This window comes from Micromonospora sp. WMMD961 (assembly GCF_029626145.1).
In the GTDB taxonomy this organism is placed as follows: domain Bacteria; phylum Actinomycetota; class Actinomycetes; order Mycobacteriales; family Micromonosporaceae; genus Micromonospora.
The window spans coordinates 2924380-2951175 of sequence record NZ_JARUBJ010000002.1; the positions used below are offsets into that span (position 1 = coordinate 2924380).

Here is a 26796-nt window from a genome sequence, read left to right on the forward strand (position 1 = left end):
TCGCGACGCGGGTGGGGCCTGTGCGAAAGGCCCGCGACTACTGCGCTAAGCTTTAGCGGCTGTCGCGGTGGGAAACCACGCGAGGGCGGGACGTGGCGCAGCTTGGTAGCGCACTTGACTGGGGGTCAAGGGGTCGTCGGTTCGAATCCGGCCGTCCCGACAGAGGAAAAGCCCTGACCAGCGGAAACGCTGGTCAGGGCTTTAAGTTTGTCTATGAGGTTTTGAACCGCCCCCCGAAAACCCCCCATTTACCGGGGTCGGCGACCAGGTTCGTCATCCCTGCGCATCGTTGGGCAATGCGCGTGTGGGACGTCGCCCGCGGTCGGTGCCGAGCCGCTCGAGGATGTCCGAGACGTCCGGGGCTTGGGCGGGCTTGGCGATGTAGTACGTGGCGGTGACCTCCTCGCTGGAGTGGCCGAGCTGCGCTGCGGCGCTTTTCGTGTCGGTCTCTTCCTTGATGAGGGTGGCGACGGTCTTGCGGAAGGTGTGGGGAGTGACCCAGGCGAGGTCGGTGTCGGCGCGAGCTTCACGCCACTGACGGCGGACGTTGTTGGGTGACAGCCAGGTGCCGCGTCGGGAGGCGAAGATTGCGTCGTGGGGGTTGTCGGCGGCGACGAGCTTGCGGGCCATGATCATGCCGACGGCGAACCGGGGGAGGACGACCATCCGCCAGCCGGCGTCGCTCTTGGTCCAGGGTTGGCGGAAGAAGCCCTGGCCCTTGACGAAGACGAGCGTGCCGCAGATCGTCAGGGTGGGGCGTTCGGCGGCGAGGTCGAGGTCTTCCCATCGCAGGGCGAGGATCTCGCCGATGCGGGCGCCGGTAGCGAGCATCAGGTCGACGACGTCCGCCAGGTCGCCGCGGTCCGGGCTTCCCGGGGACGGGTCGCTGCCAGTCGCGGATAGCCGTCCGGACGGCCTGGAGATTCTCGTCAGTGAGGGCGACGACAGCGCGGCGGGGTTTACGGAGCCGGCCGGTGTCGCGTACCGGGTTGGTGGGGATCGCGCCGTGGCGCACCGCTAGGGCGAACATCTGGCTTAGGACGACCTTCGCGCCTTTGGCTGCCGAGGGCCGGTCCTTCGCGATGTCCCGCAGGAACCGATCCAGGCGCCCGACGCTGGCCTCTCTGATTCGGAGGTTGCCCAGGGCGGGCAGGATCGCGTTGCGAGTGCTGGTCTCATATCGCTGGATGGTCTGTGCTGCGATCCGCTCCTCGGTGGTGATCTCTTCGATCCACAGGTCGGCGAGTGTGCTGACGCGGGTCTCCCGGGTGATCTCGTCGTCGTTGGGGGTGGTGCGGTCACGTAGGTTGACCTTCAGTGCCCGTTCAGCGGCCGGGCCGGTGCTTGAAACAGCACGTCGGCGTCCTTCTAGCACCCGTGTTGTTTCGGCGCGTGGAAGCACGCGCCCCGGAACTGGTCTTTGGCCATGCCTACCCTCTGGGTCTCGTAGGCGTGGGCCGCCAGTCACCGACGGTCCAGTTGGGCTAGGTTCCTCACTTCGGTCGACGCCGGAGGACACAATCTACGTCTATGAGGATTGGACGGGTCGCCGTCGTCGCGTTTTCTGTGGCGGCTCTCGTGTTGGCGGGTGTCGCGGCGGTGTGGATGTTCGCTGGCGACGCGGCCGATAGTGCCCTTGTCGGTAACGCGAACGTTGTCGGTGGGGTCACGGGCCTCGTGGGCCTGGGGCTGGCGATCGTCACGACCGCACTGAGTTACCGGCCGAGGCGGGACACGGCGGACGAGGCAGTAGAAGGCTCGACGTCGGTACCCACGGATGCGGCGGTTGACCTGACCGCTGTGGTTGTGGCTCACCCCGCGCGATCAGATGGCGCACCGGCGTTGCCAATGCAGAAGGTGACCGGCGAGGCCGATGCCGGTCGGGCTCGTAGCGGTGCCGTGGCCGGGCATCTGTTCAGCGCTGACTGGCGTCCGATGCTGGGCGATGGCGACGAATATGCATTTGAGCCGACCGGTGAGGTCGCCATGGCGTCCGTCGAGGTGCCCGTACTGTCAGATTGGTTGGCAAGCGAAAGTCGGCGGCTGTCCGTCGCCGATGTTCCCGACTGGATGCGGCCGCAACTGCTGAGGCCCGTCAGGAGGGCACAGGACAAGCTTCGGAAGCTTGGCCCAGAATTGAGCTGGTTGGCTGGAGCCACGCGCCAGGCCAGGTACACCGACGCCGAGACGCGGCTGATTCTGGATCGGGCCCTTTCTCTGCAGGTCAACTACCTGCTGGCCCGTACCGAGTATCCGGTGCGGTCGATGTCCCTGGAGCCTCATGCTATGGCGGCCTTCACCTTCGGATACGCAGAGGAGGACCTCGTCGAACTTGGCTTCGACGGCGGCAAGGGCGATGGTGGGTGCGTGGCGTCGGTGCCTCGTCGGATCCTGATGGAGTCGCCGGAGCTGATGGCGGTGGGTGAAGCTCTTGCACCCGCTGGCGCCTCAGCGTCCACGAAGCTCTTTACCGCCTGCCAGTTCGCCCAGGACTTCTCCTTCGTCGGACTCGTCGATCAACGGCGTCTCTGGAAGGAGTTTGTCCTACCCCAGACATTCGTCCGGTACCCATTGGAGCGCTTGATCATGGACGTCGGCCGGATTCAGCGATTCGGCCTCCCCTGAGAGTGTCCTGGAGCCCGACTTCTCTTCGTGATCACGCCCGCTGTACCCCGGTCGGGTGACGAGACGGCATCTCGTTGAGCGCAGGTGACGAGGCTCGCTGAACTCTACCGGGCCGCGAGATCATCGGTTTCAGCTGACCGCTGTGCTGCGGGTGAAGAGGCTTGACAGAGGCTCATCCAGGTTTAAGGCTCCTCGTTTCCACGAGGGCTGCTCCGGCGACTATCGCGCCTCACGGTAGGGGTCTCGATCGCCACGCCTAACCGCCGCCTAACTGAACGGCGTTGGTACTAGTCCGCCAGGGCGGCGCGTCGGAGCCGCCGCACGTCGGTGATCGTCATGCCGACCAGGACGGCCGCGCTCACGATCATGACGAGCCACGGGGCCAGCATGGTCAGCAGCGGCGTCGAGGCGAGTAGCAGCGCCAGCCAGGCCACGCGGGTGGGCGGGAGTTGGTCGAGGAGCACGTACTCCGAGCTCATCCGGCCGAGCACGTACAGGACCGGTCCCACGGTGAGGAGAGCGACCCAACTCGCCGGTGTGGTCCCCTGCGGGTCGTGCAGGACGAGGTCCACACCGCCGGACGTGGCGATGATGCCGGTAACGACGAAGGCGTAGATGTACGGGGCCAACAAGATCGAGGTGTGCGGACGCAGGTGCGCCGACCGGTCGACCAGCTTGTTGCTCTGTAACACGTAGAGTTGCCAGAACAGCAGCGCAATGACGACCGCGGTGAGGAACGCGACGGCACGGGCTGGGGTGTAGCTCGCGCGGCTGAATATCAACGTGGACATCAGTGCCAGCTCGCCGAGGGCGAGAATGGCGATCTGCTGGTAGCGCTCGCCGAAGTGCGTGCTCAACCGTGTGATGGGTAGCCGGCCCCGTCGAGGCGTCGGGTAGCGCAGTCCGGCGGCCAGGTAGTCGACAGCGAGCGCGCCGGCCCACAGGCCGGTGCGCCACGCGGGTCCGGCGAACCCGCCGGCGAGCCACAGGATCCCGGAGAGGACGAACCAGAAGAGGACGCGTTCCTCCCGGGCGTGCGCACGGCGTGGGCGCAGCGCGACGATCAGCAGGATCCCCCGGAGCAGATGAATGCCGACGTACGCGCCGGCGAAGAGCAGCCCGCGCCCGCCGTAGGCGGCCGGTACGGCGACCGCCATCAGGGCCACGCCGAACACCGTGCCGGCGACCACCGCCTGGACCGCCCGGAGTTGGGGATCGTAGAACTCGGTGGCGTTCACCGTCACCGACCAGGTCCACCAGGCGGCCAGCAGCAGGATGAGGGTCTGTCCCAGGCCGCCCCAGCTCGGATTCCGAGCGAACTGCATGGAGAGCTGCGCGAACACGGCGACGTAAAAGACGTCGAAGAACAGCTCCAGGAGCGTCGCCCGATTCGACGACTTGGGGCTACGTCGCGGCCCGGTCGGCTCTGTGCTCGTCATCGGTCCGCCGTTCCCGGCGCGCCCTCTGCCGACGCTTCCGCGCGAGGTCGTGACGATCCCGAGGCGACGCCGTGAGACCCAACGCCGAGGGCTTGTCGCACACGGCGATCAACGAGCGAGGTAACCGGAGGTTACCCGCCGGTCCTGGAGCTGCCGCATCGTCGGCACGGTGCCGCTCGGCATGTTTCCGAAGTCGAGGACGATCATGCGGGTGGGCGTTGTGGCGGAGATCGTGTCCGCCTGCCAGGTGTGGCCGGTCGGGGTGCGCGCGGCACCTTGTCCGGTCCGAAGGTGCGCTGGGATGCCTACTCGTCACGAGCGGAATGGCCGGGATCTGGGGCTCTTCGACTCGGCGTGGTAATCAACGAAGAGGGTGTCCCTGCCGGCGGCTTCGATAGCCGTGACCAGGTCACACCGTAGAGCGCGATCCAGTCGGTCGGCTGCGTGCAGATCGACGTACGGGGAGGCTTGCCGCTCTACGCTCCCGTCCTCCGTCTCGGTGACGACGCCGACGCCATGCCTCTCTCGACGCTCGGCTCGTACTCGCGGCAGGACGCCGAGCGCGTAATCGAACAGCTGCGGAGCCTCAAGGTCGGCGCCACACCATCCTGAACGGGATGCAAAGGCGGGCGCCCGACCAGCGGCATGAGAGTGCGCGTGGAGCCTTTGGCGCCGGTGGGCAGGGTCGACAAGGATTTTGGGTTATCCGCAGGTCGCTGCGGCCTCGTGCCGGCGGTGCCGGTTATGTCGACAGGATTGCTTTGGCTAGGGACTCCGGGCTGGTCAGCAGGGCCTCGTGGCCGCCGGGCACGAGGACCGGTTGCACACCGACCCGGGCTGCGAGTTCGGTGCCGGGGGCGGCCAGCGCTGTGTCGTCCTCAGCCAGCACGTAGGTGATCGGCAGGCCGAGCGTGTGCACTCCCGGAAGATCCAGCGCGTCCAGCATGTAGCCGCCGGGTTGCGGCATGAGCTGGTCGAAGACGAGCCGCTGCAGCGGCTCGGGCTGGCCGGGCATCAGGCTCTGCTGAAAGGTGACGAAGTCAAGTCCGATGGTGCCGTCGGGTGAAGCGGCGACAGTGTCGGTGATGAAGCCCTCCATCGGTCCCATCGCTGCGGCCATCGATTCGCCCGGCCGCGGAATGAAGGCGCTGAAGTAAGCGAGGCCGGCGAGCCGGTCGCCCAGCCTGTGGGCGGCGCCGGTGATCGGGATGCCGCCCCAGCTGTGTCCGACCAGGACTACCTCCCGCAGGTCCCGGCGTTCGACCTCGGCGACGATGTGGTCGACTGCGTCGCTCAGCCGTAGTCCGGCCGTGTCGTCGCCCAGGCTCAGGCCGGGCATGGTGAGTGCGGTGGCGCCGTGGCCGGCCTCGCGGATCCGGTGTCCGACCGGGTGCCAGGACCAGCCACCGTGCCAAGCGCCGGGGATGAAAACGTAGTGCATCAGACCTCCCATGATTGATCAGAGCGCACTCTAGCGAGTGAAGGCCGCTACATTGTTATGATGAAGGTCATGTCGCCCACCCGCCGCGCCGAATACGCCGCCCAGACCCGACAGGCGATCCTCGAAGCGGCCCGGTCCCTGTTCACGACTCAGGGCTATTTCGCGACGAGGGTCGAGCAGATCGCCGGCGCCGCCCGCGTCGCTCCAGCCACGGTGTACGCCGTCGGCGGCGGCAAGAGTGGCCTGCTGCGCACACTGATCGAGTCCGCCGTGAATTCGCCGGAGAATGCCCGGATCCTCGCGGAGATCGAGTCCGCCACCGATCCGCAGGGCCTGATAGCTCTGATCGTCGCCACGTCCGGGGCGAAGTTTGGACAGTGGGCACCGCTGATGCGCCAGGTCGTCGCCGCAGCGCCCCAGGAACTGGCGGTCCGCGAGAGCATGGAGATCGCCCACGGGGGGCTGCGTGGTGGACTGCGGCATACAGCCGGTCGCCTGGCCGCACTGGGCGCCCTCCGCGACGGCCTGGACGCGGCTCAGGCCGCCGACATCCTCTGGCTCTATCTGTGCAACGCCGCCTATTTCGTCCGGACCGACGACCTCGGCTGGCCGCTCGAGAGATCTGAAGCCTGGCTCAACGCGGTGCTGCGCCGCGAACTCTTGCGCCCCTGATCAGCCTGGCCGCTCGGCGGTCATGGACACCGGGCGCTCGAGTGCCTGGTCAACGCTGAGATTTGCAGGTCCGATCCGGCGAACCGCTCGGAGCGCTCATGCCGATTACGACACGTCCGCTTATCGGCAAAGCCGTGAGCGGCTAATCACGTTCCGGAGGCCATGTAGGCGGCGAGGATGTAGTTGGGGTGCCGGTCGAGGTTCTTGCGGGCCCGGTCATAGCGCATGGTGGTCCGTGGGTCGGCGTGGCGGGCGGCAATCTGCACATCGCGGAGGCTGACGCCGGCGTCGAGCATGGTCGTCACGAACGTGTGCCGCAACATGTGGGGGTGCATCCTCGGCATCCGGATGCCCGCTGTGTGGGCGAGGTGCGAGATGCGCGGTGGCGGATAGCGAGGCCAGATCATCAACCCGCGAGCTTCCGCCTGGGCTCGCTCGGGGCCAGCGTACGGTCACCGCAAGCGCGCGACCTGCGGCAAATCCGGATGTCGGATCGTGAGGGTGTCAGGCATCATCATCGCGTGGATAGCCGCCGAACGATCGTCCTGGTCGATGACCTCCGCTCGTTCGTGGATGGCCGTAGCGCCGAGGTGGCCCGCACCAGCACCGCCGGAGTTCAACTCCTCGATCGGTACCGGGACCGGCGCCTGGACGAACTGTGGCTTGACCACGATCTAGGCGGGGACGACACGATCTGGCCGGTCGTGGAGGTCCTGGAACGGGCCGCCTTCGACAAGCGCCCCTTTGACGTCGGCGTCATCAGCGTCCACTCCGCCAACCCGGCCGGCGCCGCGAAGATCGCCCAGGTCTTGCGGCACTGGGGATATCGCGTCCACCTCGCGTCGGGCTCCACAGACGTCGGCTATCTCGACGCCCCGGTCGTGAGCTGACCAGCCCGAGGGCGCCGCCCGACAGCTGTCACACCCGGACGGCGGCAGATGCCGGCGTTCAACGAGTTGGTTTCGTCGTCGACGATTAATGGGTAATGGTCCATCCATCAGATCTCCTCGGCTTGAATGATGATCGCGAGCTGGCATGATTGACGTCGTGCCCGAGCCGGTGTTCCGCTACCATGCCGATCCCCTATCGACAGGTTCGGCAGTGCGGAGCGACCACATCTGCAGTGCTTGCGGCCTTCATCGGGACGTGCGCTAAAACGGCCCCATCTATGGCAGGCAGCCTGAAAGCCTATGCATGCACTGCATCCGCTCCGGCGAAGCGGCCACGGCTCTGGGAACCATCGCCCCGGCGATGGACGAAGGCATGAACGCCCAGTTCAGCGATGCCGTCGATGTGCCGGACGACGTACCGGTTCACATAGTCGAGGAGGTCACGCAGCGGACGCCCGGCTTCTACGGATGGCAGCAATCATCGTGGCTGTACCACTGCGGTGACGCCGCTGCGTTCCTCGGACCAGCCGGCTACAGCGACCTAACGACCTACCCAGATGCCCTCGCCATGGTTCGCGACAGCTGCTATCAGCTCGGCTGGTCACAGCAAGAGACCGAGGCGTTCCTGCCTCAGCTGGACCGCGCCAGCGAGCCGACGGCGTACCTCTTCCGGTGCCTGCATTGCGGTGCTCATCTCGCGTCTTGGGATATCGGCTGACCGCACTTCACGCCAGGGCAAGCCCCGGGGACGGGGGCGCGCCGAGAACGACCGCAAGCTCCGACGCCCGGCGCGCCGTACGACCGGCGGCAGATCCGGATGTCCCGGTGGACGGAGAGGCAGTCGGGGCTACCGTGTCAGCTGCTGATCCGCCCCGCCAGCACGCCCAGTGTTGCAGTGGAAGGAATTACATGTGGGTATGGAGTTGATCGGTCGCCGGCTGTCGAGCGACGAGTTGCAAGCGGTGCTGAATAATCCGGAGGCTGTCGGCGCCCTGCTCTATGGCGATCTGGACGATGACGATGCGGAGATGCCCGATCCCGAGCTGGATCTGGGTAAGTCCTGGCACGCCGTCCACTACCTAATCACTGGTTCTGCTTGGGGCCTCGGCGACGGTGCGGCCGGTGCGGCGATCCTCGGCGGTGCCGAGATCGGCGAAGACGGTGGCTATGGTCCGGCCCGGCTGCTCGGCCCGGATGCCGTCCGCGCCGTCGCCACCGAACTGAACGCGCTGGATGTCGAGACACTTCGCACCCGGTACGACGCGGATGCGATGGCGACCGCCGACATCTACCCGATCGGCTGGACCAATGACGAAGCCGAGTTCGACAACCTCGTCGTGCACCTCGTCGAGCTGAGCCAGTTCTATCGGACCGCAGCCGACAACGGCCAGGCGGTGCTCCTCGCCATCACCTGACCCCCTCGAACGGGTTCGGCGAAGCTTGCGGACCAGCATCCATCGGCCATGACCCCAGGCCGTTGTCCACCGCCGAGGCTCGAACGCCCTCAACTCGGGTTCGACCGACGACGGTAAGTCCGGCCACGAAGCGTGACGGCTCCGAGTGGGCGGTGTGCTCAGTCGGCGGCGTTTCCGGACGTCGGCCGACAACGAAGGCGGACCACGGGGCGTGACGGCTGCCGACGGGGCTGGCGCACACGATCGGCGGCAGATCCGGATGCTTGGTCAAACCGGCCAGTTGCGCCGAGGCGATGGTGATGGGCCGTGTCCGCTTGCGTCTCAGACGGCAGGAACGTGGGTAGGAAGATCCGACCACGACGGGCGACTTCAGGGGAGAGCGTGATCATGGTTCGCACCGCGATCGTTACCGGCGCCGGCAATGGATTGGGACGCGAAGTCGCGCTTGGCCTTGCCCACGCTGGTTATGCCATCGTCGTAGCCGATCTCGATGAGCGAGCCGCGCAGGCGTGTGGAGGCCTGATCGAGGCGCGCGGATTGCCGGCACAAGCGTTAGGCGCCGATGTACGAGAGCGTGGTGACATGAACCGCATCGTTGCGGCAGCCCAGAAGCTCGGCGGGCCTCACGTGCTCGTCAACAATGCCGGCGGCTGGACCCCGCAGCGGCAGTATCCGCAGGCGGCTCCCGCCGAGTGGGCCGCGACGATCAGCCTGAACCTCACCGCCCCGATGCTCCTCAGTCAGCTCGTTCTGGACCCCATGCGGGAACAGGGTGGTGGCGCGATCATCAACATCGCATCCAGCGGGGGCATTGGCTTCGAGTCCTACGGCTCGCCCGAGTACGGGGCCGCCAAGGCTGGTCTGATTCGCTTCACCGCCAGTCTGGCCAGCTTGGAAAGTAGCCATGGGGTCCGGATGATGTGCGTAGCGCCAGACTGGATCGGGCTGAGCCGAGCCCAGGCCCAGTGGGAGCGCATGAGTGCCGACGAACGTGCGGCATCTCGCCCATTGATTCCTCCGGCCGAAGTTGTCTCCGTCGTCTTGAATCTCATCCAAGCGGGAGTCGGTGGAACCGTGGTGGAAATGTGGGGAGGCGATCAGCCTGTCGTGCACGCCCCGTAGACCCGCGTTGGGGCATCCGCAATTCGACACGAGCGGACGCCTCACCCAGCGGCAGCTGGCTACGCTCCGTGACGGACGGTTGGCGGCAGATCCGTGCATCGGCGGCTAGGACGCCGATCGATGTGGCAAGATCCGGCCGTGAATAGATTCGCGCAACCGCTCGACGGCATGAATGCACTGGTTGTCGGAGGTGGGGGCGCAGGAATCGGGCGTGCAGTCTCGCGTGCGTTCGCCGGGGCTGGTGCGGCTGTCGCTGTCGCTGACATCGATCCGGGCCGGGCGAGAGGGGCCGTCGAGGAGTTGACCGGATTGGGCGCCCGTGCTGTTCCGCTTGTCGGCGACGTACGGTCCCGATCGACGGTCGACGCATTCGTTGCCGGCGCCGTCGCCGAGTTCGGCCGGCTCGACACGCTCGTGACCGTCGTGGGCGGGCAGGTCGCGTTCGTGCCGGCGGTACGGCTGCACGAGATGAGCGACGATGACTGGGATCTGGCGTATGAGATGAACCTCGGCTATGTGGCGCGCGCGGCCCGCGCGGCCATCCGTGCCTTCCTGGCCCAGGGACAGGGCGGATCCATCGTGAGCATCGGTTCGGTCACCGGCGTCATGGCCGCGCCCATGCAGGCCGGGTACGGGGCGGCCAAAGCCGGCCTCGCCAGCCTCGCCAGGACCGTCGCTGCGGAGTACGCCGGCGACGGGATCCGCATGAACGTCGTGGCGTGCGGCGCCATCGCAACGGCGGTGGCAAATGCCACGCAGCCCGCCGAGGGGGTGCCCGAGATTCCGATGCGCCGGCTCGGTGTTCCCCACGACGCCGCGGCGGCGGCTGTCTACCTGGCCTCGCCGCTTTCGTCCTACGTGACCGGGCAGAGCCTTGTCGTCGATGGGGGTGTGACGGTGCGAGGCCCGTTCTCCGCCTGACGCGGTCTCCGAGGAGACGTTGCGGCCGGTCGACCCCACGTGCGGAGGCGGTCCGGCCGCCCACCATCCGTGGCGATGAGCGTACGACGTGATCGGGCGGGCCGGCGGCCGGCTGTCAGCAGACCGTTCGGCGCTACCGGGCTGTCGCTCTGGCTGCCGTTGGTGCGTGACAGCGTCCAATACGATGCAGGAGTGACCGAGTCGGACCTGCGCCCTGCCAAGAAGCCGTGGTTGCCGCCCCGTTGGTTCATTCGGATGTTCTGGTCGGCCCATCGGGGCGTGTTCCGCCGATCCGGCGGCCGCGTCGGACTGTCGCGTCCGCGCGGTAACCGTTACGGAATGCTGCGCCTGACCACCGTCGGGCGGCGCACCGGCCAACAGCGCAGCGTGATCCTCGGATACTTCGAGGACGACACGAACCTGGTCTCGCTGGCCATGAACGGGTGGGGGGATCCCGAGCCAGCCTGGTGGCTCAATCTGCAGGCGCACCCGGACGCGACCGTCGACCTGGTCGACGGGCCGCGGCTGGTGCGCGGCCGTGCTGCGACAGGCGACGAACGGTCGCGGCTGTGGGCCCGCTGGCGTGAGATCGACAAGAACCTGGATGGATACGCCGCGCGGCGGTCATCCGAGACTGCGGTGGTGGTCCTGACGCCCCGGCCCGACACGGCTGAGGCGTCACGGGACTGAGGTTCCCCCGGTTTGCCGGAGGGTTGGTTACCTGGCGCTGGTGGGCTCAGGCTGAACCTTAGCCGTCTGGCCTTGTCGGGCCTCGTGCGCCGGCCGCGATGTGCTCGCCAACCTCGTACAGCGCGACGTACAGATCCTCGGCGGTTGCGCGGTCGAGCCGCAGAACGATGTCGTCCCCCATGCGCAGACCCTAAGCGCACGCCGGGCGGCACCGGCTGGCCAAAGTCGGGTGCGAGTGTCTGCCGTGATCCACGCCTGCGGATGCCGTGTTAGATCACTCCAAGCAAGGGCTAGCGGACTCCGCGTCGTCCCACTTCTTTGTGGACGCGGAAGGCAAGGGCGTTCCGGATCCACGAGCCAGATGAACGTGACCTAGTTGAGTTAGAACAAGACAAGTTCTCCCGGCATCGGCTCATCCGACGGGCCGCCGAGGGCGCCGGCAGCTCTCGGGCCGCGATGACAGTCGGGTGATCCGCTTCTTTGACGGCTTCTAGCCAGGGCGGCATCGGCCGGAACCGGTCGCCCCGCTTGTTGATCGGCCGATAGCTGATGTCCGCCGCTGCGGCATGCAACGACCGTAGGAGCGCGTCGTCGAGCGGCGGTAGCCCGAGAGCCTCCCGCGGGCGGTTACGGTCGTCGTCGAGTTCGGGCCAGCGCGGGACTGGGGGAGCGGGGCGGTTCTGCACTGCGATCGACATCGCTCTATGTTGCCTGGCAACCCCGCAGTGCAGAGCAGTACGTCGATGCCTTGTGACCTTCGTGAATTCCGGCAACAGGCCGCCGGACACAGCGAGCACCATTCAGGCGGCGAGGAGCGCGCTCAGCGGACCGGCAGCGCCCTTGTGCCACCGCCCTTGATCGAGCGAGTCACCTTCGGGCCTCCTGACCAGTAGAAGCATCGGATTCCCCGGTCGCCGCGCGCCCACGCCTCCTCGGCCGGCACCAGGTACGAGGTGCCCGTGCGGTAGCGCAGCGTGCTGTCAACCGGGACCTTGGCATACCGGGCCACGAGGGTCCGGCACTTCGCGTGCACGCCGTCCTCGTCGCGGTCCGCGTCCGCGTACGAGGTGTCGGGCGCCGTCCATGAGCCGACGTACTCGAAGGTGTGCGGCCGGGCGCAGGTGCTCTGCTCGAATTTGCCGTACCGGTCCTCGTTCAGGCACCCGAAGGCCAGCGGTGACGTGCCCTTCAGTTCGTCCCGCAGGCTGCCGGTGTGCTGCACCGGGTGGTCGTCCGGATGCCGTTGCGCCGAGCCGCCGTCGGCGGTGTCCAGCTCAAAGATGTCGCACCGGAACCAGCGACTGCCACCCTGCCATCCGCCCGGAGACGGGGGCGCGACCTGTACCGTCAGACGAGCGCCACGCCAGTCGCCACCGACGAACGCGGTCGCCTTCGCGTCGCATTCGGCAAACGCCGGTCGCAGCACTGCCGAGCCCACCGGCGGCGGGGTTTCCCGTTCGGCTACCGCGCCGGTGAACGTGCCCAGGTGAAAGGTCTCCAGCAGGTGCTGCCGCGCACAGTCGACCGGGTGGTAGCTGGTCAGGTAACTCGACGGTTCGGGATCCACGTGGCAGTCGCCCGCCTTCGGGGTGAACTGCACGGCCGCCGCGGCGGGCGGCCAGTCGTCGGTCAGGTCGCCGTCCAGCCCTGCCGGTGCCCGGCACCCCGCCATCGCCGTCACCCCGGCCAGGGCGGCCACCGCCACCCATACCCGCCACCGTCGCATGTCGCCCTCCCCGTCGTGCCGCGGCAGCATATGCCACCCGGAGGCATCGCTAAGGTCCCCGTCCGCCGTGCGAGCGCACCAGCGCTCACAGCCCTTGAAAACCATCAGTTCGCGAAGATCCAGGGCTCAGGCGATGGCTGACCGCAGGAGCGGGGGAGACGGCCGAGCGGTGCCCGCCCCCGGAACGTGACCACGGCGGGCAGGTCGACGAGTTGTTGCGGGTCAGGACGTTTCAAGGCGCGCTGCGCGTCACCGGATCTCGTTGTGGGGGTGGTCGCTGTCGTAGGCCTGGCGGGCCTGGGAGATGGCTGTGCGGTGTGCCAGTGACCAGTCGGCGAGTGCTTTGACGAGGTGGGTGAGGCTCGCGCCGGTTTCGCTGAGGCGGTAGTCGACCTGGGTGGGCACGGTCGGGTACGCGGTCCGAAGGACGAGGCCGTCTCGTTCCAGGCGGCGCACCGTGAGGGTCAGCATGCGCTGGGAGATTCCGTCGATGGCGCGCTGGAGTTGGCGGAAGCGTCGCGGTCCGTTGGCGAGTTCGACGATCACGAGAACCGACCACTTGTCGCCCACCCGGTCAAGAACGTCTCGGATGCCGCAATCTGGGTGATCCGGCTGTCCGCATGGTTCGAGCTCGGCGGCTCCCGCGGTTACTTCGGTGTGCGTTAGTGACACGAGACTGCCTCCTTGTGAGCCGCCGGGCGCGGGTTCAGGATCTCACCGTAGTTACTGAAGAGAACCACGGTGGGAGACCGAACAGTAATGATCATGGTGACCGGCGCCAACGGACAGCTCGCATCCCGCACACTCGCAGCGCTCGGCGAGCGAGAGGTGCCCGCCCTGGCAGGCAGTTCCACTCCCGCCGGCGCGCAGCGCCACCTTGACTTCGACGATCCCGCAACCCTCGACCTCACCGGCGTTTCGACCCTGGTCCTCGTCTCGGCCGGGTATGCCGAGGACGACCAGGTCATCGCGCGTCACCGGACTCTTCTCGACGCTGCGGCTCGCGACGGCGTGGCCCACGTGATCTACACCAGCCTGACCGGCGCGGGGGACCACCTCGGGTTCGCACTCGCCCATCGGGTCACCGAGCAGATGATCAAGTCCAGCGGGCTCGCGTGGACCATCCTTCGCAACGGGCTCTACGCCGAGCTCTTCGGTGCATTGCTCGCCTGGACTCCTGACGGCCTGGAATCAGCGTTCGGGACCGGCGCACTGTCTGCGGTAGCGCGGGCCGACCTGGCAGCTGCCGCAGCGGCCGTGGCAAGCGAGCCCACCGCGCATCTCGGCAAGGTCTACGACCTGGTCGGGACCCCGATTACCGCTGGCGACATCGCCGACCGTCTCGGCGCCTCCCATCGCACGATCGGGCTGGGTGAGTACCGTAACCGCCTACTCGGCGACGCCAACCTGTTGCCATTTCAGCCGCCGATGCTCGTCTCAATCGCCACCAGTGTCCGCCACGGGTTGCTCAACAACACCAGCCCCGACCTCGTGCGCCTGCTGGATCGACCGCTCATAGATCCACTCACCGTCGCTGCGGATGCCGCGGCCGCCATGCGCCCAGGCACGCACTGACACAGACACTCACGGCAATGCACCTTGCGCCGCCACTGAGAACGGGCGGCCGGCGCGCGGAGACGGCTCTGGCCGACGTTGCAACCTCGGGCCACAGTTCGTCCTCGGGGTCGAGGATCCCAAGGGCCACGGCGCGGGGACCAGGAGATCTGGATGCCCGTACGGCGCCGGCGGGGTGCGGGAGCCGGACACGAGGTGCTCGATGTCCCGTACCAGCACGCACTGATGCTGCTGCAGCCGCAGGTCCCGCCCGGCTCGCCACGCCGCCTTGCACAGTGACCCGCGAGAAGGCGCGGGCGACCCCACCGGGGGCACGCGGCGTCTCGTGTCGTCTAACGCCGGGCCCACAGGTTTCTGTGGATCGATGTAGAGCGTTGTGGAAAGCGGGGTGGACTCCGCCGCAGTTCCGTCATCTGGGAGACCGATCCCACGGGCGGCGTCCTGAGCGGGCACTTCAGGCTGGAGATTTCTTCGGCGGACCCGAAGGCGTCAGCGTTGGCGTCCCCGCAGAGGCGGTAGGGCAGTTTCCGCTCATGGCCAATGGGCGGACGCGCGATCGTGGCTGGCAGCCGCGCGAAGGCAGGTGCGGCGGCTGGTCGCGACGCTGCGGATTGCTGCCGGCCAGCCGGTGACCGTCGTCGGTCAGAGGTAGTTGACGCCAGTCAGGTCCGCGGCTGCCGCCCACAGCCGCGTGCCGACAGCCGGGTCGACGGCCTCCTGGCTGAGCCGGGCCTCGGTGACTCTGCCTCGCGTCTCCCAGAGTCCGGACGGGCCGAAGAACTGGCCACCCCGCACAGCGGGCTCGGTCGCAGCGCGTAATTGCGGCAGCGCGCCCTGCGCCACCGGCTGTGTTGCCAGCAGGCCGGCCGACGCGATCAGTCGTCCGAATCGGCCACGGTGTTCCCAGGCACGCGGAGTCAGGTTGGTGCGGGTCAGACCGGGGTGGGCCAGGGCGCTGACGATCGGCGTTCCGGCGGCGCGCAGGCGGCGGTCCAGTTCGATGCCGAAGATCGTGGTGGCGAGCTTGGACCGGCCGTAGGCGGTGGCTGCCCGATAGTCGTGTTCGAACATCAGGTCGTCGAAGTCCAGGTGCGCGTTCTTGTGGGTGATCGAGCTGAGACTGACCACGCGGGCTTCCCGCGCCGCGGCCAGGTTGCCGAGCAGCAGGCCGGTCAGTACGAAGTGACCCAGCATGTTGGTGGCGAGGTGCAGCTCGAATCCGTCGGCAGAGGTGCGACGTGGGCCGAGCAGCACCGCGCCGGCGTTGTTGACCAACAGGTCGATCGCCGGGTAATCGACAGCCAGCTTCGCCGCGAAGGCCCGCACGGACGCGAGGGAGGCCAGGTCCAGCTCGCGTACCTCGACGTCGCCACCGATCCGGCGGGCGGCCTCCTCACCAGCGGGAGTGCGGCGAACGGCGAGCACGACGTGGGCGCCGTGGCGGGCCAGTTCGGTGGCGGTGACCAGGCCGAGGCCCGAGTTCGCGCCGGTCACGATGGCAATCCGCCCCTGCTGGTCGGGGATCTGGTCGGTGGTCCATCCGGTCATCTGCTGCTCCTAGGGGTGTCGGGGCGCTGCCCCACTGACGTTAGGAGCCTTTTGGGCCGGTTCGGTCGTTCTCGGTTGCCTAGGTCTGAGGGACCTACCTTCGGCGGTCCGGGCCGCTGCACACTTGCGGCATGAACAGCGTTCATCCGTACGCTCGCGAGCTCGGCGACTTCCTTCGCGCTCGGCGTAGTCGGCTGCGTCCGCACGACGTCGGCCTGGAGCCGGGCGGCCGGCGCAAGGTCACCGGGCTACGGCGCGAGGAACTGGCCCTGCTGGCCGGGCTGAGCACTGACTACTACCAGCGGATCGAACAGGGCCGGGAGGTACGCCCGTCCGACGACGTCCTGGACGCGCTTGCCGGTGCGCTCGGCCTCGACGACAAGGAACGCCGGCACCTGTTCACCCTGGCCCACGCCGCCCGCCGGTCGATGCCCGCCCGGGTGAGCCGCGATCCGGAGCGGGTGCCGGAGGGCACACGGCGCCTGCTGCGGGTGATGGACACCCCTGCGGTCGTACTCGGCCGGCATCTCGATCTGCTCGACTGGAACCCGATGGCGCAGGCGCTGCTCGGCGACCCGGACGCCTACCCTGCCGGCCGGCTCAACATGCTCATGTTGCTGTTCGACGACACGCTGACCGGAGAGCGTGGCTGTCCGGACTGGGAGCGGCAGGCTCTGGACTACATCGGCATGATGCGCGCCGCCGTCGCCACCGACCCCACCCACCCGCGGGCCACCGCGATCGTTGGCGAGCTGAGCATCCGCAGCGCCCAGTTCCGGCGGCTGTGGGCCCAGCACGACGTACGCGACTCGGTCAGCGGCACCAAGACCTTCCGCATTCCCGGAGTAGGCGACATCGTCCTGGCCTGGGACACCTACCCCCTACCGGGAAACCCCGGCTCCGTCATGCTCGTCTTCACCGCCGAGCCGGGCAGCCCCGACGTTGACCGGCTGCAGCTCCTGGCATCGTTGCACGCGACCCGCGCAGCGCTCACCAACAAGCACCCCTCCTGGACGGTCGGGATCGCCGCCGACCCCACCTCTAGCGCGACTTCATGATCGGACGCACGCTCATGCCGCTGGTCGCGCGGTCACGCCGACGGTCGGGCGCCTTGCCGGGCAGACGCATACCGGTTGTGGCGCCCGTGCACCATCAAGGCATGAGCGCGTTGATGGACCAACTGCCGGCTTTGCTCGGCGTCCTCGTCGGAACAGGCGGGACCATCCTCGCCACCTTGATCGCGGACCGCTCGCGGTGGCAGCGCCAGCAGGCGGCGCGGTGGGACGAGCGCCGGCTTCAGGCGTACGTCGAGTTCGCCAACGCAGTCAAGGAAGTGCACACGTACGCGCTCCGGCTGGCCAACCTGAACGCGCTTCGTCACGGTGTCGATCGTGAACACGCCGTGGCCAGGATGGAAGAGGCCGATATCCGGCGCACAAAGACATGGGAGAGTGTCCTCCTCCTGGGCGACGCCGCATCGGTCACTGCGGCCCGCGAGTGGCGCGCCGCAGTGACGGACATCGCCCGTTACGCCCGCGGCATGACTTCCGCGGGGTTCGAGCTGGCTGCTGGGCTCGGCCATGCAAACGAGACACGCGATCGCTTCTACCAGGCGGCCCGGGCGAGTCTCGGCATCCGGGGATCGGCCGTGCCCCAGTCGGACTGGCTGGCGGGAAAGTTGGACATCCGCACACAGCAGGACGCCTGAGCGAGCGGTACGCGTCGGCTCTCGCCCTGGAGAGCCCGTCGGGATCGACTCTTCGTTGCGGCGGTCTCCTGCCTGATGGCAGAGCGAGCAGCACGGCGTAGCACACCAAGGTCACATACACGCTTCTGCCGCTCTCGGCGCGGGCGGCGAGCAAGACGGACCCTGCGTACGCTGCCGTGGTGCAGATCGACTTGGTTGCCCTGATCGTTGACGAGTACGACCCCGCGATCGCGTTCTTCACTGACGTACTCGGCTTCGGTCTCGTCGAGGATTCCCCATCGCTGACCACTGACGGGCGGCCCAAGCGGTGGGTCGTCGTCCGGCCGCCGGGTGCCCAGACCGGGATTCTCCTCGCTCGCGCCGACGGAGAACGCCAAGGTGCCGCAACCGGTAACCAGGTAGCCGGCCGGGTCGGGTTCTTCCTCCGAGTCGACGACTTCGACGCCGCTTACCGACGGATGGCCGAGGCCGGTGTCACCTTCGTCCGGGAGCCACGGGCAGAGCCCTATGGCCGCGTGGCGGTCTTCCTCGACATCGCCGGCAACCGGTGGGACCTCCTCGGATCCGCATGACGCCGCCGTAGTTGCCAGTCGAGGCGCCCAGTTCAGACGTCCTGATCTGCCGCGAAGCGCTCGCCACCGAAAGGTGGTGTCGGCCGGTGTGCGCGGTCCGAACGAGCCGACGAACGGCTGTCGGGGACGCTCGTGAGAGGTGACATCTGTCGCCGGTAGGTCACGCGAGCAGGGTGGCGTCATGAAGTATCAACGGTGACCACTGTTGCGCGCCGTCGCGTCCGTGTTGCGGATCGACGCCAATGAAGCGACTTGCGCTGACGCGGGTGAACGTGTGGCGGGAGTCCCAGTCCACTGTCGCTCGCTGGCGGATTTGTTCGGCGCACCGCCACGCTCGGCGGCGAAAATCGGCGATTGTCGAGTGTCCGTGCACTTGGCCGAACGGCGGGGGTTCCGCGGCGTGTAACCAGGAGTCGTACAGGTGAGGGCCTGCCTCGGCCCACAGCGGTCCGCGTTCGTGCCACAGGATGTCCTCGGGGCGGGTATTGAGCAGATCCGCGGTGGTGGCAGCGGTGACCGGTTCACCCAGTTGCCGCCAAGCATCGAGAGCGAGACCTGCGTGGGTGATCAGGAACTCCTCTCCCTCGGCGGTGCGTACCGCAGCCGCGACTCGCAGATACTCCCGCAACCACCAGCTTCTCAGGAGCGCGGCGTCTTCGTCGGACAGTTGCTGTGGCCAGAACCTCTCGGCACCCAGGTACTGCGATTCGTGATTGCCGATGAGCTGGATCCATCGCCGCGAGTCCGCCAGTCGCTGCCGAACGAAGGCGAGCACGCCGGCGCTGTCCGGCCCGCGATCGATCAGGTCGCCGACCTGAATCACCACGGCATCTGGATCCGTCAGCACAGGTGCCACGGCCTGGGACAGCTGATCGGCACATCCGCCGACGTCACCAATGATCACGATCTTCGCCATGTCGACCTCCGTAGGGCCGATGCTAGCCACCATCGAGGCACCTATCAGAACGCGCACATCTGCCGCGATCCGCGGCTCTGCAGCTGACTGATGGGCCTCGGTTGAGCCGCTTCGGGAGCCCGCTCACGATGAGCGGGCTCCCCGGAGCCTGGCCCGGCTCGAACGGTGCTGCCATCCCTGGGTCGGTGACGTGCGGTACCCGGCGCCGCACGTTGGGCAGGCCGGCCTTTGAGGCTAGTGCGTCCAAGCCCGGGTACGGGAACCCTTTCGCGCACGTGCATCTCCTCAAGTCCGAGCAGGCCCTAGTTGCGGTCACCTGGTTGAGGCCCTGACCCTCGCCGCGCACCTGCTCAGCTCTTTCAGGCCGCAGCTCTTCGTGTCCGCACGGTGCAGACCGGCGGCGGGAACCTCGACGGGGTGAAGCGGGCCTTCGCAGAGCGGTCGTGTTGGCCGCCGTCTCCTGCTCCCGGCCCAGGGGCGCCGCGCCGGATGTCTCGTGCCGCATCCCGTTCGGGGCCGTACGCACTCCGCCGGATCAGCGGCCCGGGACAGGCCGGGGCTCAGTCGAGCAGATACCTGGCGGGGACCGCGTCGGTGAGCCAGACGCCGTTGGCGCTGCGGTGGAACACGTGCCCGTCGGCGGCCATCGTCGCCGCGTCGATGGTGAGGATCACGATGCGACCGGCCCGTCGGGCGCCGACCCGGCGGGCGGTCTCGGTGTCGGCGGAGAGATGGACGTGGTGCCGTCCGCCGCGGTGCAAACCGGTGGCCCGGATCGACTCCAGCGCACTGGCGCCGGTGCCGTGATAGAGCCGCTCCGGTGGGGTCACCGGGGGCAGCCCGAGGTCCACCGGGACCGAGTGGCCCTGGTTGGCCCGGATCCGCAGCACCCCGTCGGTGCCGGGCTCGACAGCGAACCGCTGCTTGTCGTTGCCGGCGACGACCGCGTCCAGCTCGGCCCGCTCGATCCGTAGGGCGGCGAGCACAGCGTCGACGGGAGTCCAGCCGGCCGGGTCGAGCACCAGGCCGGCGCTGTCGGGATCGTGCCGGAGTGCCTTCGACATCCGTTTGCTCAACTTCACCAGGTGCTCGCGTTCCACGGTGGCATTGTGGTCGATCCTCGTCGCTCGACGGCTTCCACCTGCTGAGCAGGTCAGGCCTGGGTGTGAAGAGGGCCAGGGGACTGTACAGACAGACTCCCGCAGGACTTAGCCCTGTCGGCGAAAATCTGCCGTCTCAGCATCAATGCGTACGCCGCGCGGCCTGAAGCCGGCCGCAGCGATCGCCTTGCCGAGAGAGTTCTGCGATGAGTACCAGTAGGGGAGGTGCTTTCTGGCAGAGGGTGCCAAGGCGTCTCCGAGGATATCTTCGATTTCAGCGAAGGTCATCGAGGTCGAGTCGGCCCTGATCGCGCTGAGGTAGTCGGTGAGCGGCCTGTACTTGCCGGCTGGCTCGAACTCCACTCCCGTGTCTGATCGTGGCAATCTCGGGCCAAGGATCTCCGTGACCTCTGGAGGGATCCGTACCGCGTAAAGCCGTCCGGGACCGCGGTACAGCGCCGTCAGCATGGGGGTTACCGCTTCAGGCAGACGCTGTTCGGCTTGCAGGCTGGCGGTGATGCGGGCGGTTGGCCGGGTGAAGCCAACCAACAGTCGGTCATTGCTGTAGCCGCATATCGCATAGACGGCATCGCGGCTGATGGTGCCACCCTGGCGAGCGGCCTCAAGGATAACCTCGGCCAGATCTCGTCGGCTCTCAACGCGAAGCCGATCCAGCAGGTCGTCCACGGTCTCGGCGGTCCACTCTCCGACGCCCACGTCGTCCGCACCCGCATCTATGACGTCATCGATGTCAGAGCGGCTGGTGCCGGCGTCTTTTGCGGAGTTCGGGTTCACCTGCACATTGAGGGCGTCCGAGTGGTCGAGTAAATCACTGGGACGCATCAGAAACAGCCTGTGTCCCGTGAGGTCAAAGAACTCTCTCGTCATCTCCTGGCGCGGTCCGATCAAGTCTCCGCCCCGTCTCCACCACCAGTCTTCCTTCTCGTCGTTGGTGACGATAACCAGGTCTAGTTGGCGGGTCTTGGCCTCTTCGCATGCCTGGATGTATACGAGGAAGTCACCCGCGGCGCCCTCCGGATTCTGATCGCTTTTCTCCGCATCCAGGTAACCGGGCGGCACCACGTCGGCTACCCGCTGCTTCCCCTCGTCGATGAGGGCAGACCAGCGGCCGTCGTCGGGGCGCGGAAGCACCTTACCGTCGAGAAGCTCTGTCAGTCTGCGCAGGACGGGGTCCTCGTCGGTAGGTGTGGATGGGTGAACGCGATCTGGCGCGGCGCCGTCGACGGCGCTCCGCAGCTTGTCGAAGATCTGTCCCACGTCGGCGTGTAGGTGCTGCAGCCGGGGTTCATCCAGTGCGACCTGCTTGGACCAGCTATCGAGGGCGCGCAAGGCTGCCTGCTGACTCTTGTCGAGCGCGGTACGTGCATCGTTGTTTGCTTGTTCCGGGTTGCCGATCGCTTTGAGGCGGTTGCGGTGAAACTCTAGAATTGCCTGATGGGGTACGACGAGTCGATCGCCGAGCTTGTCGAGAACCGCCAGTAGGTCGTTCGTCGTCCGCGGGTTGTAGCGGTACAGGTTGAGAAGCACGTTGGCGTCGACTGCAACCAGGGCTGCGGTGAGCGCTTGGCGCTTCTCCGCAGTGGTCACTACCCGGTAGCCCTCGAAACCGTCGAACAAGCCGGCCATCATTGCCTTCCGCCAGGGCCCTCCGGGGCTGACCAATCTCGCAGCGTGCCGAGGTCATTGAGATTAGCGAATCTCCACGGGTCCTGGGAACTATGGAGATCTGGCGAAGCGTGGGCAGGGCCGACCGTTGGCCCCGACCACCCCCAACCCGTGGTGGTCGGGGTGGCAACAGTGGTTCGATCTCGGCCCAGAGTTCGTCCGAGACGATCCACGGCGGTGGCTCACCCTCCTCACGTTCCGACAGAACGATCCTCGTGTCCCGAGGACTCGCCCAACATCGTTTCGCTAGGGGTTCTTGGTGTTGGTGTCGATGGTGTAAACCACGTCTGACCCGACGTCGTGGCGCGTGATGCCGGGTACGTCGGGGATGTTGAGCAGTGGTTCGTATGGGGTGCCTTGGACCCGGTTGCGCAGCAGGACGACGCTGCGGATGCCGAGCTGGTGCAACCGATCCAAGGCCGGCTGGCTGGGGAAGGTCGTCATGACATCGCGGATCGCCTGACGGTTGGGTGTGGTGTAGCTGGCCGCACCGTTGACCATGGCGGGAAAACCGTCGGTCGACCAAAGTAGGACGTGGAGATCGATGCCGTCGTCGGACGGCAAAACCATGATCGGAGCGTGCGCGGAGGCTAGCGCCATCGCGGCCGGTTTGGCTGGGGTTTGGGGGTGGTCCAGGTCAGGCAGGCCCTCAGCTAGCACGAGGACCAGCAACGGAACGGTCAGTAGACGTGCCGCTCCCACCGACCATTTCGGCTTGGCGCCCTTGCGAGCCACCTCGGCCAGGTGGGTAACCAGGCCGGCCGCGAGGATGGCCAGGCAGAGAGTGGGCCACAAGATCAACCGGCCTGGTGTACGGGATCCATCGAACCCGGGTACGTAGAGATAGAGCAGGCGGTAGATCGGCCCGTTCGTGCCTAGCGCGAACAGCACTCCGACGACCGTCCCAAGCAGCAGCAGGAGCCGTTGCGTCGGTGACCAGCGGGACAGGAAGAGGCCGGCGAAGGCCAGTAGATACAGTGCGTACCCGCACAGCAGCACTTTCTCAGTCGGTGCGCCACCAAGAGCGATGCGGGCGTCGTTGTGCAGGGTGCCCCAGGGCAGGGAGGACTGCGGCGCCACGAGAAGTCCGCGCAGTGTCGGGGAGAAGTAGGCGACGTAGTCCCAGTCCCGGGTGACATGTGGATTGAGCTCGCGGACTTGTTGGTACGCGTACGCGAAGTATCCGGTCACCGCGGTGAAGACCAGCCCGCCGATCAGATCACTGATGATCAGCCGGAGGTTGAGGCGTGGGCGGTGGATCAGCCAGGCTGTCAGTGTGATCAGGCAGAGGGCGGCGAGGATGTATACGAATCCCAGCCCCACGCCGAAGCCGAGGCTGACCTGCCAGGCCGCGACGAGCCAGCCAGCGAACGCCCATCCCGGCCGGACTCGTTCGGGACGGTAGCCGCGGGTGAACGAGAGTCCGTGGCCGCGCGCCAGCATCGCCAGGGCCAGAGTGATGCCGCCGGTGGAGAGAATATTCAAATGGCCGGCGTGGCCGTAGCGCCAGGGCGCGTAGGCGAGGGCGGCCCCGGCCACCGCGGCGGCGACCTTGTTCGCGCCAAGTTGGCGCAGGAGCGCGTAGCCGCCGAGGAAGGCGAGCGCGAAAGCCAGCACGAACAGGATGTTGTAGCGCAGCACGGCGGCGACTACACCGTTGCCGATCAGCCCTGCCGGGGCATAACCGAGCAGGCTGTCGTTCAGGGCCAGGCCGTAATTGTCGGGATAGAACGCGTTGGTATTCCACAGGCCACGCAGACCGTGGGTGAGAGCGTGGCCACCCCATCCCACCAGCCATGCTTGGGCCGTCGGGTCACCCGCGTCACCGACGATGGTGTGGGCCGGGTCGGCGATCGGCGCAGTCTTGGCGCCGGCAGTCATCACGCGAACCGCGTACGGCGGAATCAGCCAGATCATCGCGACAGCGAGGAGCACCGAACCGAGGACCGCGATGCTCAGTTCCCGCCGATGGGCCCCACGTGTCAGCCAATCCCTCGTGCCTGAACTGGCACGCGCGAGTCGGCCATATTTTCCAGGCTCGCTGCGAGTGGCGGCTGATGTGGGGCCTCCTGCTGGTGGCTCTACCTGCGTCATCACATTGACCCTCACTGTTGAACCGCCGCAGTAAATCATGAGCAGGGCGGCGCACAGAGTCAAGACCTCGATCAATGCCTTTCAGGTAGCCGGGACTTAGTGGGGTGGCAATGGTGCGGCCGGGCGTACGGCTGTGAAGTCGGCGTGTTCGTATCGGGTGGCGGAGAGCAGTAGCAGCCACTCGTCGCAGCCCTGCCATGGATACAAGTCGGCGGCTCCGCCGCGTACGGTCCGGGGTCCGTCTCCGGTCCGCGGTCGCGCGTTCGACGGTGCGCCGTCGAACCCGGGAATCCATACGTCGGCGCAGAGCTCGTTCGCCGAACCCATCGCCGCCAGCCCGAACGCGTTCTCGCCGGCGGCCGTCCGTGTCTCGTCGCCGAAGTCGTCGAGAAGCTGGTCCTCGTCGGGTTTCCCGTCGCCGTGGAAGGTCAGCGTAGTGGTGCCGGCCCGGGCTGCGTATTCCCATTGCGCCTCGCTGGGCAGGTCGAACGGCAACAGCTTGAGCAGGTCCTCCAGGTCGCCTTCGAGCCGGGCTGTGCCGGTGTCCGCCTCGGCGTAGTCGTCTTCGTACTCGGGCAGCCAGTATTGGACCTGCGCCACGGTCAGCGGGTGTCGGGCGAGCAGGAACGACTCGACGTGCACCTCGCGTACCGGTTGTGCGTCCGTGGCGCCGGTAAGGAACGGGTCGATGGTGTCCTCGACCCCGCCGCTGCGCTCGATGGCGCGTACGGCGTCGAGCTCCGCTTCGGACAGCCCCATCCGGAACGCACCGCCCGGAACCTCGCGAAACACGGTACTCCCGACCCTCGGCGTGCCTATGCCGGGCACCTGCGTCGGCTGCCGAGTGGGCCAGCGCGCACCGTTGTTCGCATCGGCAGTTGGGGCGCGTCCCGTGATGCTGGACATCTGTCAACGCCGGCTGAGGTATTACGCGGGGGTGACAATATCCTCCCGGAACCCATCAGGCTCCTGATCCTGGATGTCCGTCAATGCGGGTCAGGCCTTCGGGCCTTGCCGATCAAGCCGAGGTGGGTGTGCTCGAATCCTTCGGTCGTCTTGAGGCCGTAACCGAGGCCGCGATCGACGGCGATGTGGAACACCCAGGCAAGGGCCAGAACTCCGAGCCAAGCGATCCGGTCGCCGAATCCGGCCGCGGCCACGGCAACCGCGCCCAGCGCAGCCGGCAGCGTGTAGGAGTGCGCCAGGTTGTAGCAGAAGGCGCCGACGCGTGGCCCGCGCAGGTAGCCGAGCATGGACAGGTCGAAGACGAGGAAGAGGGCAAGCAGCGACCACCACGGGTACCCGGCGGTGACGGTCACGACGACGGCGAGAGCCGCGACGACGAGGCCTTCGACGCGCTGCACTGCGACCGGACTCAGATACGGCATCTCACACCTCGATGTCGGTCAGGGACACGGGTGGGTTGTCGTCCCGTTGCTGGCCTGACCTCGGGAAGAGGATAGACCGGCGGTGGCGACCCTCGTGCTCGGTTAGCGGACACCAGCTTCGTCGAAGGCGACGAGCCGCCCCGCGAACCAGGCGGGTCGGCCAGATGGGGTGGTGGGTGACGGCCGGTGCCGATGTGACGAGCGCACGGGACGGCGGCTGCGAAGCCAGTCGGGGTAGTGGGTCAGCCCTGCGGTGTCTGACCGCAGGGCTGACCCGCGTGGCCGCAGTACGGCTGAAGACGGCTCTGCCAGCAAGCACACAGGACGGCCCTGGTGTCGGTGCGTGGGCCTTTCGGCGTGTGCAGGCTCAGCTCTCCGTGCACGACTAACTGTCCGACGGAGTTGCGCGTGATCTGCGTGGGCCGGTCTGGGTCTCGGCCCCGCCGTCCACGAGTTCGTACTGCAGCGCCCCCGATGGGCAGCGCCGTACCACTTCGGCCAGGCGCTCGGCCTCGGCACCGTCGGGCCGAATCCACGGGCGCTGGGCCGTGTCGAAGACCTCCGGCAGGCCGCGGACGCACTCGGCGGCGTGTACGCAACGCCTCGCTTCGAACGTGACAGTGATTTTCTGGCCCTCGTACGCCTTCTTCATGGTTCCGTTGCTCATCGCGGCCTCCGTCGTCGCTGTGCTCGGCCGTTCAGTCACTGACCCTGCTGTAGGCCTGGTACACCAGGTTCTGATACTCGGGGTGCCTGGCGATCCACCCCGCGATAAATGGGCAGGTCGCCAAGACCAGCAGGTTCGCGGCGCGCGCATCGTCGAGGGCGGTTCGGGCCAGTGCTGCCCCGACTCCCCTTCCCTCGTACTCCGGCGAGACCTCGGTGTGTACGAACGCGACGAGTTCCGTGGTACGGATGTACTGCGCGACGCCCGCGACCTTGGACTCTCCGTCGACGCGGGCCTCGTATCGCTTGGCCTCGGGGACATCACTCACTCTTACTGCCATGTGTCCTCCATATGTCTTTAGCGTGGATCTCAAGCCACGGTGGTTCGGTCTAGTTGATGCATCACTTAACGCCCCCGGCCTCCTGGGCCGACCCGTTATCAGGACTTGGTGGACAACGCGGCGCTGGGCGTCGCCAAGTTGCCCGGGCGCAGCCGTCTCCGCGTCGTCTCGGTCAAACGCGGCGGTTCCGCGGTCACCACCCAGTGTGCGTCAGCAACCGGCCGCGACCAGTGACACCGCGTCACATGCGGTGATGACACG

The 26796-nt window shown here is 67.4% G+C and carries 28 protein-coding genes, 1 tRNA gene and 2 pseudogenes; 14 read left to right on the forward strand and 17 right to left on the reverse strand.

Annotated elements, in window-relative coordinates; translation table 11 throughout:
* Positions 1-86 precede the first annotated feature (86 nt).
* Positions 87-160 (forward strand) — tRNA-Pro (locus tag O7614_RS13780).
* A gap of 113 nt (positions 161-273) precedes the next feature.
* Here O7614_RS13780 and O7614_RS13785 read toward each other — a convergent pair.
* Positions 274-1345: pseudogene (locus O7614_RS13785) on the reverse strand (tyrosine-type recombinase/integrase); the annotation flags it as partial.
* Positions 1346-1530: 185 nt separating this feature from the next.
* On the opposite strand from O7614_RS13785, the gene O7614_RS13790 reads away from it, so the two are divergent.
* Positions 1531-2625 carry a hypothetical protein gene (locus tag O7614_RS13790; protein WP_278138838.1) on the forward strand — a complete coding sequence of 365 codons (1095 nt, stop codon included), beginning with the start codon at positions 1531-1533 and terminating at the stop codon, positions 2623-2625.
* Positions 2626-2912: 287 nt separating this feature from the next.
* Here O7614_RS13790 and O7614_RS13795 read toward each other — a convergent pair whose 3' ends face one another.
* Positions 2913-4064 (reverse strand): low temperature requirement protein A, encoded by a 1152-nt coding sequence (locus tag O7614_RS13795; RefSeq protein WP_278138839.1) that lies wholly within the window; start codon positions 4062-4064, stop codon positions 2913-2915.
* 444 nt (positions 4065-4508) lie between these two features.
* Here O7614_RS13795 and O7614_RS13800 point away from each other — a divergent pair, with 444 nt between their 5' ends.
* Positions 4509-4676 carry a hypothetical protein gene (locus tag O7614_RS13800; RefSeq protein WP_278138840.1) on the forward strand — a complete coding sequence of 56 codons (168 nt, stop codon included), beginning with the start codon at positions 4509-4511 and terminating at the stop codon, positions 4674-4676.
* 130 nt (positions 4677-4806) lie between these two features.
* On the opposite strand, the gene O7614_RS13805 is transcribed toward O7614_RS13800, so the two are convergent.
* Positions 4807-5505 (reverse strand): alpha/beta hydrolase, encoded by a 699-nt coding sequence (locus O7614_RS13805; RefSeq protein WP_278138841.1) that lies wholly within the window; start codon positions 5503-5505, stop codon positions 4807-4809.
* 69 nt (positions 5506-5574) lie between these two features.
* On the opposite strand from O7614_RS13805, the gene O7614_RS13810 reads away from it, so the two are divergent.
* The gene (locus O7614_RS13810) at positions 5575-6177 is read left to right on the forward strand and encodes a TetR/AcrR family transcriptional regulator (protein ID WP_278138842.1); all 603 of its coding nucleotides are present in this window, start codon (positions 5575-5577) and stop codon (positions 6175-6177) included.
* Between the two features lie 146 nt (positions 6178-6323).
* On the opposite strand, the gene O7614_RS13815 is transcribed toward O7614_RS13810, so the two are convergent.
* Positions 6324-6584 (reverse strand): tyrosine-type recombinase/integrase, encoded by a 261-nt coding sequence (locus O7614_RS13815; RefSeq protein ID WP_278138843.1) that lies wholly within the window; start codon positions 6582-6584, stop codon positions 6324-6326.
* A 114-nt stretch (positions 6585-6698) separates the two neighbouring features.
* Between O7614_RS13815 and O7614_RS13820 the strand changes: the two genes are divergently transcribed.
* The 6 genes from O7614_RS13820 to O7614_RS13845 all read left to right on the forward strand — a co-directional run bounded on the left by O7614_RS13820 (position 6699) and on the right by O7614_RS13845 (position 11215).
* A complete protein-coding gene (locus tag O7614_RS13820) occupies positions 6699-7067 on the forward strand; it encodes a cyclic-phosphate processing receiver domain-containing protein (RefSeq protein WP_278142256.1) in 369 nt (122 codons plus the stop codon).
* Between the two features lie 274 nt (positions 7068-7341).
* A complete protein-coding gene (locus tag O7614_RS13825) occupies positions 7342-7785 on the forward strand; it encodes a CbrC family protein (protein ID WP_278142257.1) in 444 nt (147 codons plus the stop codon).
* A gap of 199 nt (positions 7786-7984) precedes the next feature.
* Positions 7985-8482, forward strand: a complete 498-nt coding sequence (locus O7614_RS13830; RefSeq protein ID WP_278142258.1) for a YfbM family protein — start codon at positions 7985-7987, stop codon at positions 8480-8482.
* 387 nt (positions 8483-8869) lie between these two features.
* A complete protein-coding gene (locus O7614_RS13835; protein WP_278142259.1) occupies positions 8870-9604 on the forward strand; it encodes an SDR family oxidoreductase in 735 nt (244 codons plus the stop codon).
* 168 nt (positions 9605-9772) lie between these two features.
* Positions 9773-10525: an SDR family oxidoreductase gene (locus O7614_RS13840; RefSeq protein ID WP_347404399.1), complete on the forward strand. Its 753-nt coding sequence runs from the start codon at positions 9773-9775 to the stop codon at positions 10523-10525.
* Positions 10526-10687: 162 nt separating this feature from the next.
* Positions 10688-11215 carry a nitroreductase/quinone reductase family protein gene (locus O7614_RS13845; RefSeq protein ID WP_278138845.1) on the forward strand — a complete coding sequence of 176 codons (528 nt, stop codon included), beginning with the start codon at positions 10688-10690 and terminating at the stop codon, positions 11213-11215.
* A gap of 58 nt (positions 11216-11273) precedes the next feature.
* Here O7614_RS13845 and O7614_RS13850 read toward each other — a convergent pair whose 3' ends face one another.
* The 3 genes from O7614_RS13850 to O7614_RS13860 all read right to left on the reverse strand — a co-directional run bounded on the left by O7614_RS13850 (position 11274) and on the right by O7614_RS13860 (position 13613).
* Complete coding sequence (locus O7614_RS13850; RefSeq protein ID WP_278138846.1) at positions 11274-11396, reverse strand: hypothetical protein; 123 nt, start codon at positions 11394-11396, stop codon at positions 11274-11276.
* A gap of 639 nt (positions 11397-12035) precedes the next feature.
* A complete protein-coding gene (locus O7614_RS13855; protein ID WP_278138847.1) occupies positions 12036-12941 on the reverse strand; it encodes a septum formation family protein in 906 nt (301 codons plus the stop codon).
* A gap of 249 nt (positions 12942-13190) precedes the next feature.
* A complete protein-coding gene (locus tag O7614_RS13860) occupies positions 13191-13613 on the reverse strand; it encodes a helix-turn-helix domain-containing protein (protein ID WP_347404350.1) in 423 nt (140 codons plus the stop codon).
* 87 nt (positions 13614-13700) lie between these two features.
* On the opposite strand from O7614_RS13860, the gene O7614_RS13865 reads away from it, so the two are divergent.
* A complete protein-coding gene (locus O7614_RS13865) occupies positions 13701-14516 on the forward strand; it encodes an NAD(P)H-binding protein (protein WP_278138849.1) in 816 nt (271 codons plus the stop codon).
* Positions 14517-14613: 97 nt separating this feature from the next.
* Here the strand turns inward: O7614_RS13865 and O7614_RS13870 are convergent.
* Together O7614_RS13870 and O7614_RS13875 are read right to left on the reverse strand one after the other, a co-directional pair.
* Positions 14614-14813, reverse strand: a pseudogene (locus tag O7614_RS13870) (hypothetical protein); the annotation flags it as partial.
* 345 nt (positions 14814-15158) lie between these two features.
* Positions 15159-16064, reverse strand: coding sequence for an oxidoreductase (locus O7614_RS13875; protein WP_278138850.1), 906 nt, complete (start codon positions 16062-16064; stop codon positions 15159-15161).
* Positions 16065-16195: 131 nt separating this feature from the next.
* Between O7614_RS13875 and O7614_RS13880 the strand changes: the two genes are divergently transcribed.
* The 3 genes from O7614_RS13880 to O7614_RS13890 all read left to right on the forward strand — a co-directional run bounded on the left by O7614_RS13880 (position 16196) and on the right by O7614_RS13890 (position 18344).
* Positions 16196-17122: a helix-turn-helix transcriptional regulator gene (locus O7614_RS13880; RefSeq protein WP_278138851.1), complete on the forward strand. Its 927-nt coding sequence runs from the start codon at positions 16196-16198 to the stop codon at positions 17120-17122.
* A gap of 101 nt (positions 17123-17223) precedes the next feature.
* Positions 17224-17772: a hypothetical protein gene (locus O7614_RS13885; protein ID WP_278138852.1), complete on the forward strand. Its 549-nt coding sequence runs from the start codon at positions 17224-17226 to the stop codon at positions 17770-17772.
* A gap of 179 nt (positions 17773-17951) precedes the next feature.
* Positions 17952-18344 carry a VOC family protein gene (locus O7614_RS13890; protein ID WP_278138853.1) on the forward strand — a complete coding sequence of 131 codons (393 nt, stop codon included), beginning with the start codon at positions 17952-17954 and terminating at the stop codon, positions 18342-18344.
* A gap of 160 nt (positions 18345-18504) precedes the next feature.
* Here O7614_RS13890 and O7614_RS13895 read toward each other — a convergent pair whose 3' ends face one another.
* The 8 genes from O7614_RS13895 to O7614_RS13930 form a co-directional block, all read right to left on the reverse strand.
* Positions 18505-19260, reverse strand: a complete 756-nt coding sequence (locus O7614_RS13895; protein ID WP_278138854.1) for a metallophosphoesterase — start codon at positions 19258-19260, stop codon at positions 18505-18507.
* 560 nt (positions 19261-19820) lie between these two features.
* Complete coding sequence (locus tag O7614_RS13900; protein WP_278138855.1) at positions 19821-20360, reverse strand: RNA 2'-phosphotransferase; 540 nt, start codon at positions 20358-20360, stop codon at positions 19821-19823.
* Positions 20361-20468: 108 nt separating this feature from the next.
* A complete protein-coding gene (locus tag O7614_RS13905; protein WP_278138856.1) occupies positions 20469-21998 on the reverse strand; it encodes a PIN-like domain-containing protein in 1530 nt (509 codons plus the stop codon).
* Positions 21999-22292: 294 nt separating this feature from the next.
* Positions 22293-23963, reverse strand: a complete 1671-nt coding sequence (locus tag O7614_RS13910; RefSeq protein WP_278138857.1) for a hypothetical protein — start codon at positions 23961-23963, stop codon at positions 22293-22295.
* 273 nt (positions 23964-24236) lie between these two features.
* Complete coding sequence (locus tag O7614_RS13915) at positions 24237-24968, reverse strand: SUMF1/EgtB/PvdO family nonheme iron enzyme (RefSeq protein WP_347404400.1); 732 nt, start codon at positions 24966-24968, stop codon at positions 24237-24239.
* A gap of 158 nt (positions 24969-25126) precedes the next feature.
* On the reverse strand, positions 25127-25528 hold the full coding sequence (locus O7614_RS13920) for a DUF4260 domain-containing protein (RefSeq protein ID WP_278138859.1): 402 nt from the start codon (positions 25526-25528) through the stop codon (positions 25127-25129).
* A 385-nt stretch (positions 25529-25913) separates the two neighbouring features.
* A complete protein-coding gene (locus tag O7614_RS13925) occupies positions 25914-26195 on the reverse strand; it encodes a (4Fe-4S)-binding protein (protein ID WP_278138860.1) in 282 nt (93 codons plus the stop codon).
* Between the two features lie 31 nt (positions 26196-26226).
* Positions 26227-26535 (reverse strand): GNAT family N-acetyltransferase, encoded by a 309-nt coding sequence (locus tag O7614_RS13930; RefSeq protein WP_278138861.1) that lies wholly within the window; start codon positions 26533-26535, stop codon positions 26227-26229.
* Between the last annotated feature and the right edge of the window lie 261 nt (positions 26536-26796).

Bases quoted from the DNA above. Each gene is read 5' to 3' on its own strand.
- O7614_RS13810 (WP_278138842.1), top strand. From the start codon at position 5,575: ATGTCGCCCACCCGCCGCGCCGAATACGCCGCCCAGACCCGACAGGCG.
- O7614_RS13875 (WP_278138850.1), bottom strand. From the start codon at position 16,064: ATGACCGGATGGACCACCGACCAGATCCCCGACCAGCAGGGGCGGATT.
- O7614_RS13805 (WP_278138841.1), bottom strand. From the start codon at position 5,505: ATGCACTACGTTTTCATCCCCGGCGCTTGGCACGGTGGCTGGTCCTGG.
- O7614_RS13840 (WP_347404399.1), top strand. From the start codon at position 9,773: ATGAATGCACTGGTTGTCGGAGGTGGGGGCGCAGGAATCGGGCGTGCA.
- O7614_RS13930 (WP_278138861.1), bottom strand. From the start codon at position 26,535: ATGGCAGTAAGAGTGAGTGATGTCCCCGAGGCCAAGCGATACGAGGCC.
- O7614_RS13830 (WP_278142258.1), top strand. From the start codon at position 7,985: ATGGAGTTGATCGGTCGCCGGCTGTCGAGCGACGAGTTGCAAGCGGTG.
- O7614_RS13855 (WP_278138847.1), bottom strand. From the start codon at position 12,941: ATGCGACGGTGGCGGGTATGGGTGGCGGTGGCCGCCCTGGCCGGGGTG.
- O7614_RS13815 (WP_278138843.1), bottom strand. From the start codon at position 6,584: ATGATCTGGCCTCGCTATCCGCCACCGCGCATCTCGCACCTCGCCCAC.
- O7614_RS13865 (WP_278138849.1), top strand. From the start codon at position 13,701: ATGATCATGGTGACCGGCGCCAACGGACAGCTCGCATCCCGCACACTC.
- O7614_RS13835 (WP_278142259.1), top strand. From the start codon at position 8,870: ATGGTTCGCACCGCGATCGTTACCGGCGCCGGCAATGGATTGGGACGC.
- O7614_RS13790 (WP_278138838.1), top strand. From the start codon at position 1,531: ATGAGGATTGGACGGGTCGCCGTCGTCGCGTTTTCTGTGGCGGCTCTC.
- O7614_RS13885 (WP_278138852.1), top strand. From the start codon at position 17,224: ATGAGCGCGTTGATGGACCAACTGCCGGCTTTGCTCGGCGTCCTCGTC.
- O7614_RS13795 (WP_278138839.1), bottom strand. From the start codon at position 4,064: ATGACGAGCACAGAGCCGACCGGGCCGCGACGTAGCCCCAAGTCGTCG.
- O7614_RS13925 (WP_278138860.1), bottom strand. From the start codon at position 26,195: ATGAGCAACGGAACCATGAAGAAGGCGTACGAGGGCCAGAAAATCACT.
- O7614_RS13920 (WP_278138859.1), bottom strand. From the start codon at position 25,528: ATGCCGTATCTGAGTCCGGTCGCAGTGCAGCGCGTCGAAGGCCTCGTC.
- O7614_RS13880 (WP_278138851.1), top strand. From the start codon at position 16,196: ATGAACAGCGTTCATCCGTACGCTCGCGAGCTCGGCGACTTCCTTCGC.
- O7614_RS13910 (WP_278138857.1), bottom strand. From the start codon at position 23,963: ATGATCTGGCTGATTCCGCCGTACGCGGTTCGCGTGATGACTGCCGGC.
- O7614_RS13850 (WP_278138846.1), bottom strand. From the start codon at position 11,396: ATGGGGGACGACATCGTTCTGCGGCTCGACCGCGCAACCGCCGAGGAT.
- O7614_RS13895 (WP_278138854.1), bottom strand. From the start codon at position 19,260: ATGGCGAAGATCGTGATCATTGGTGACGTCGGCGGATGTGCCGATCAG.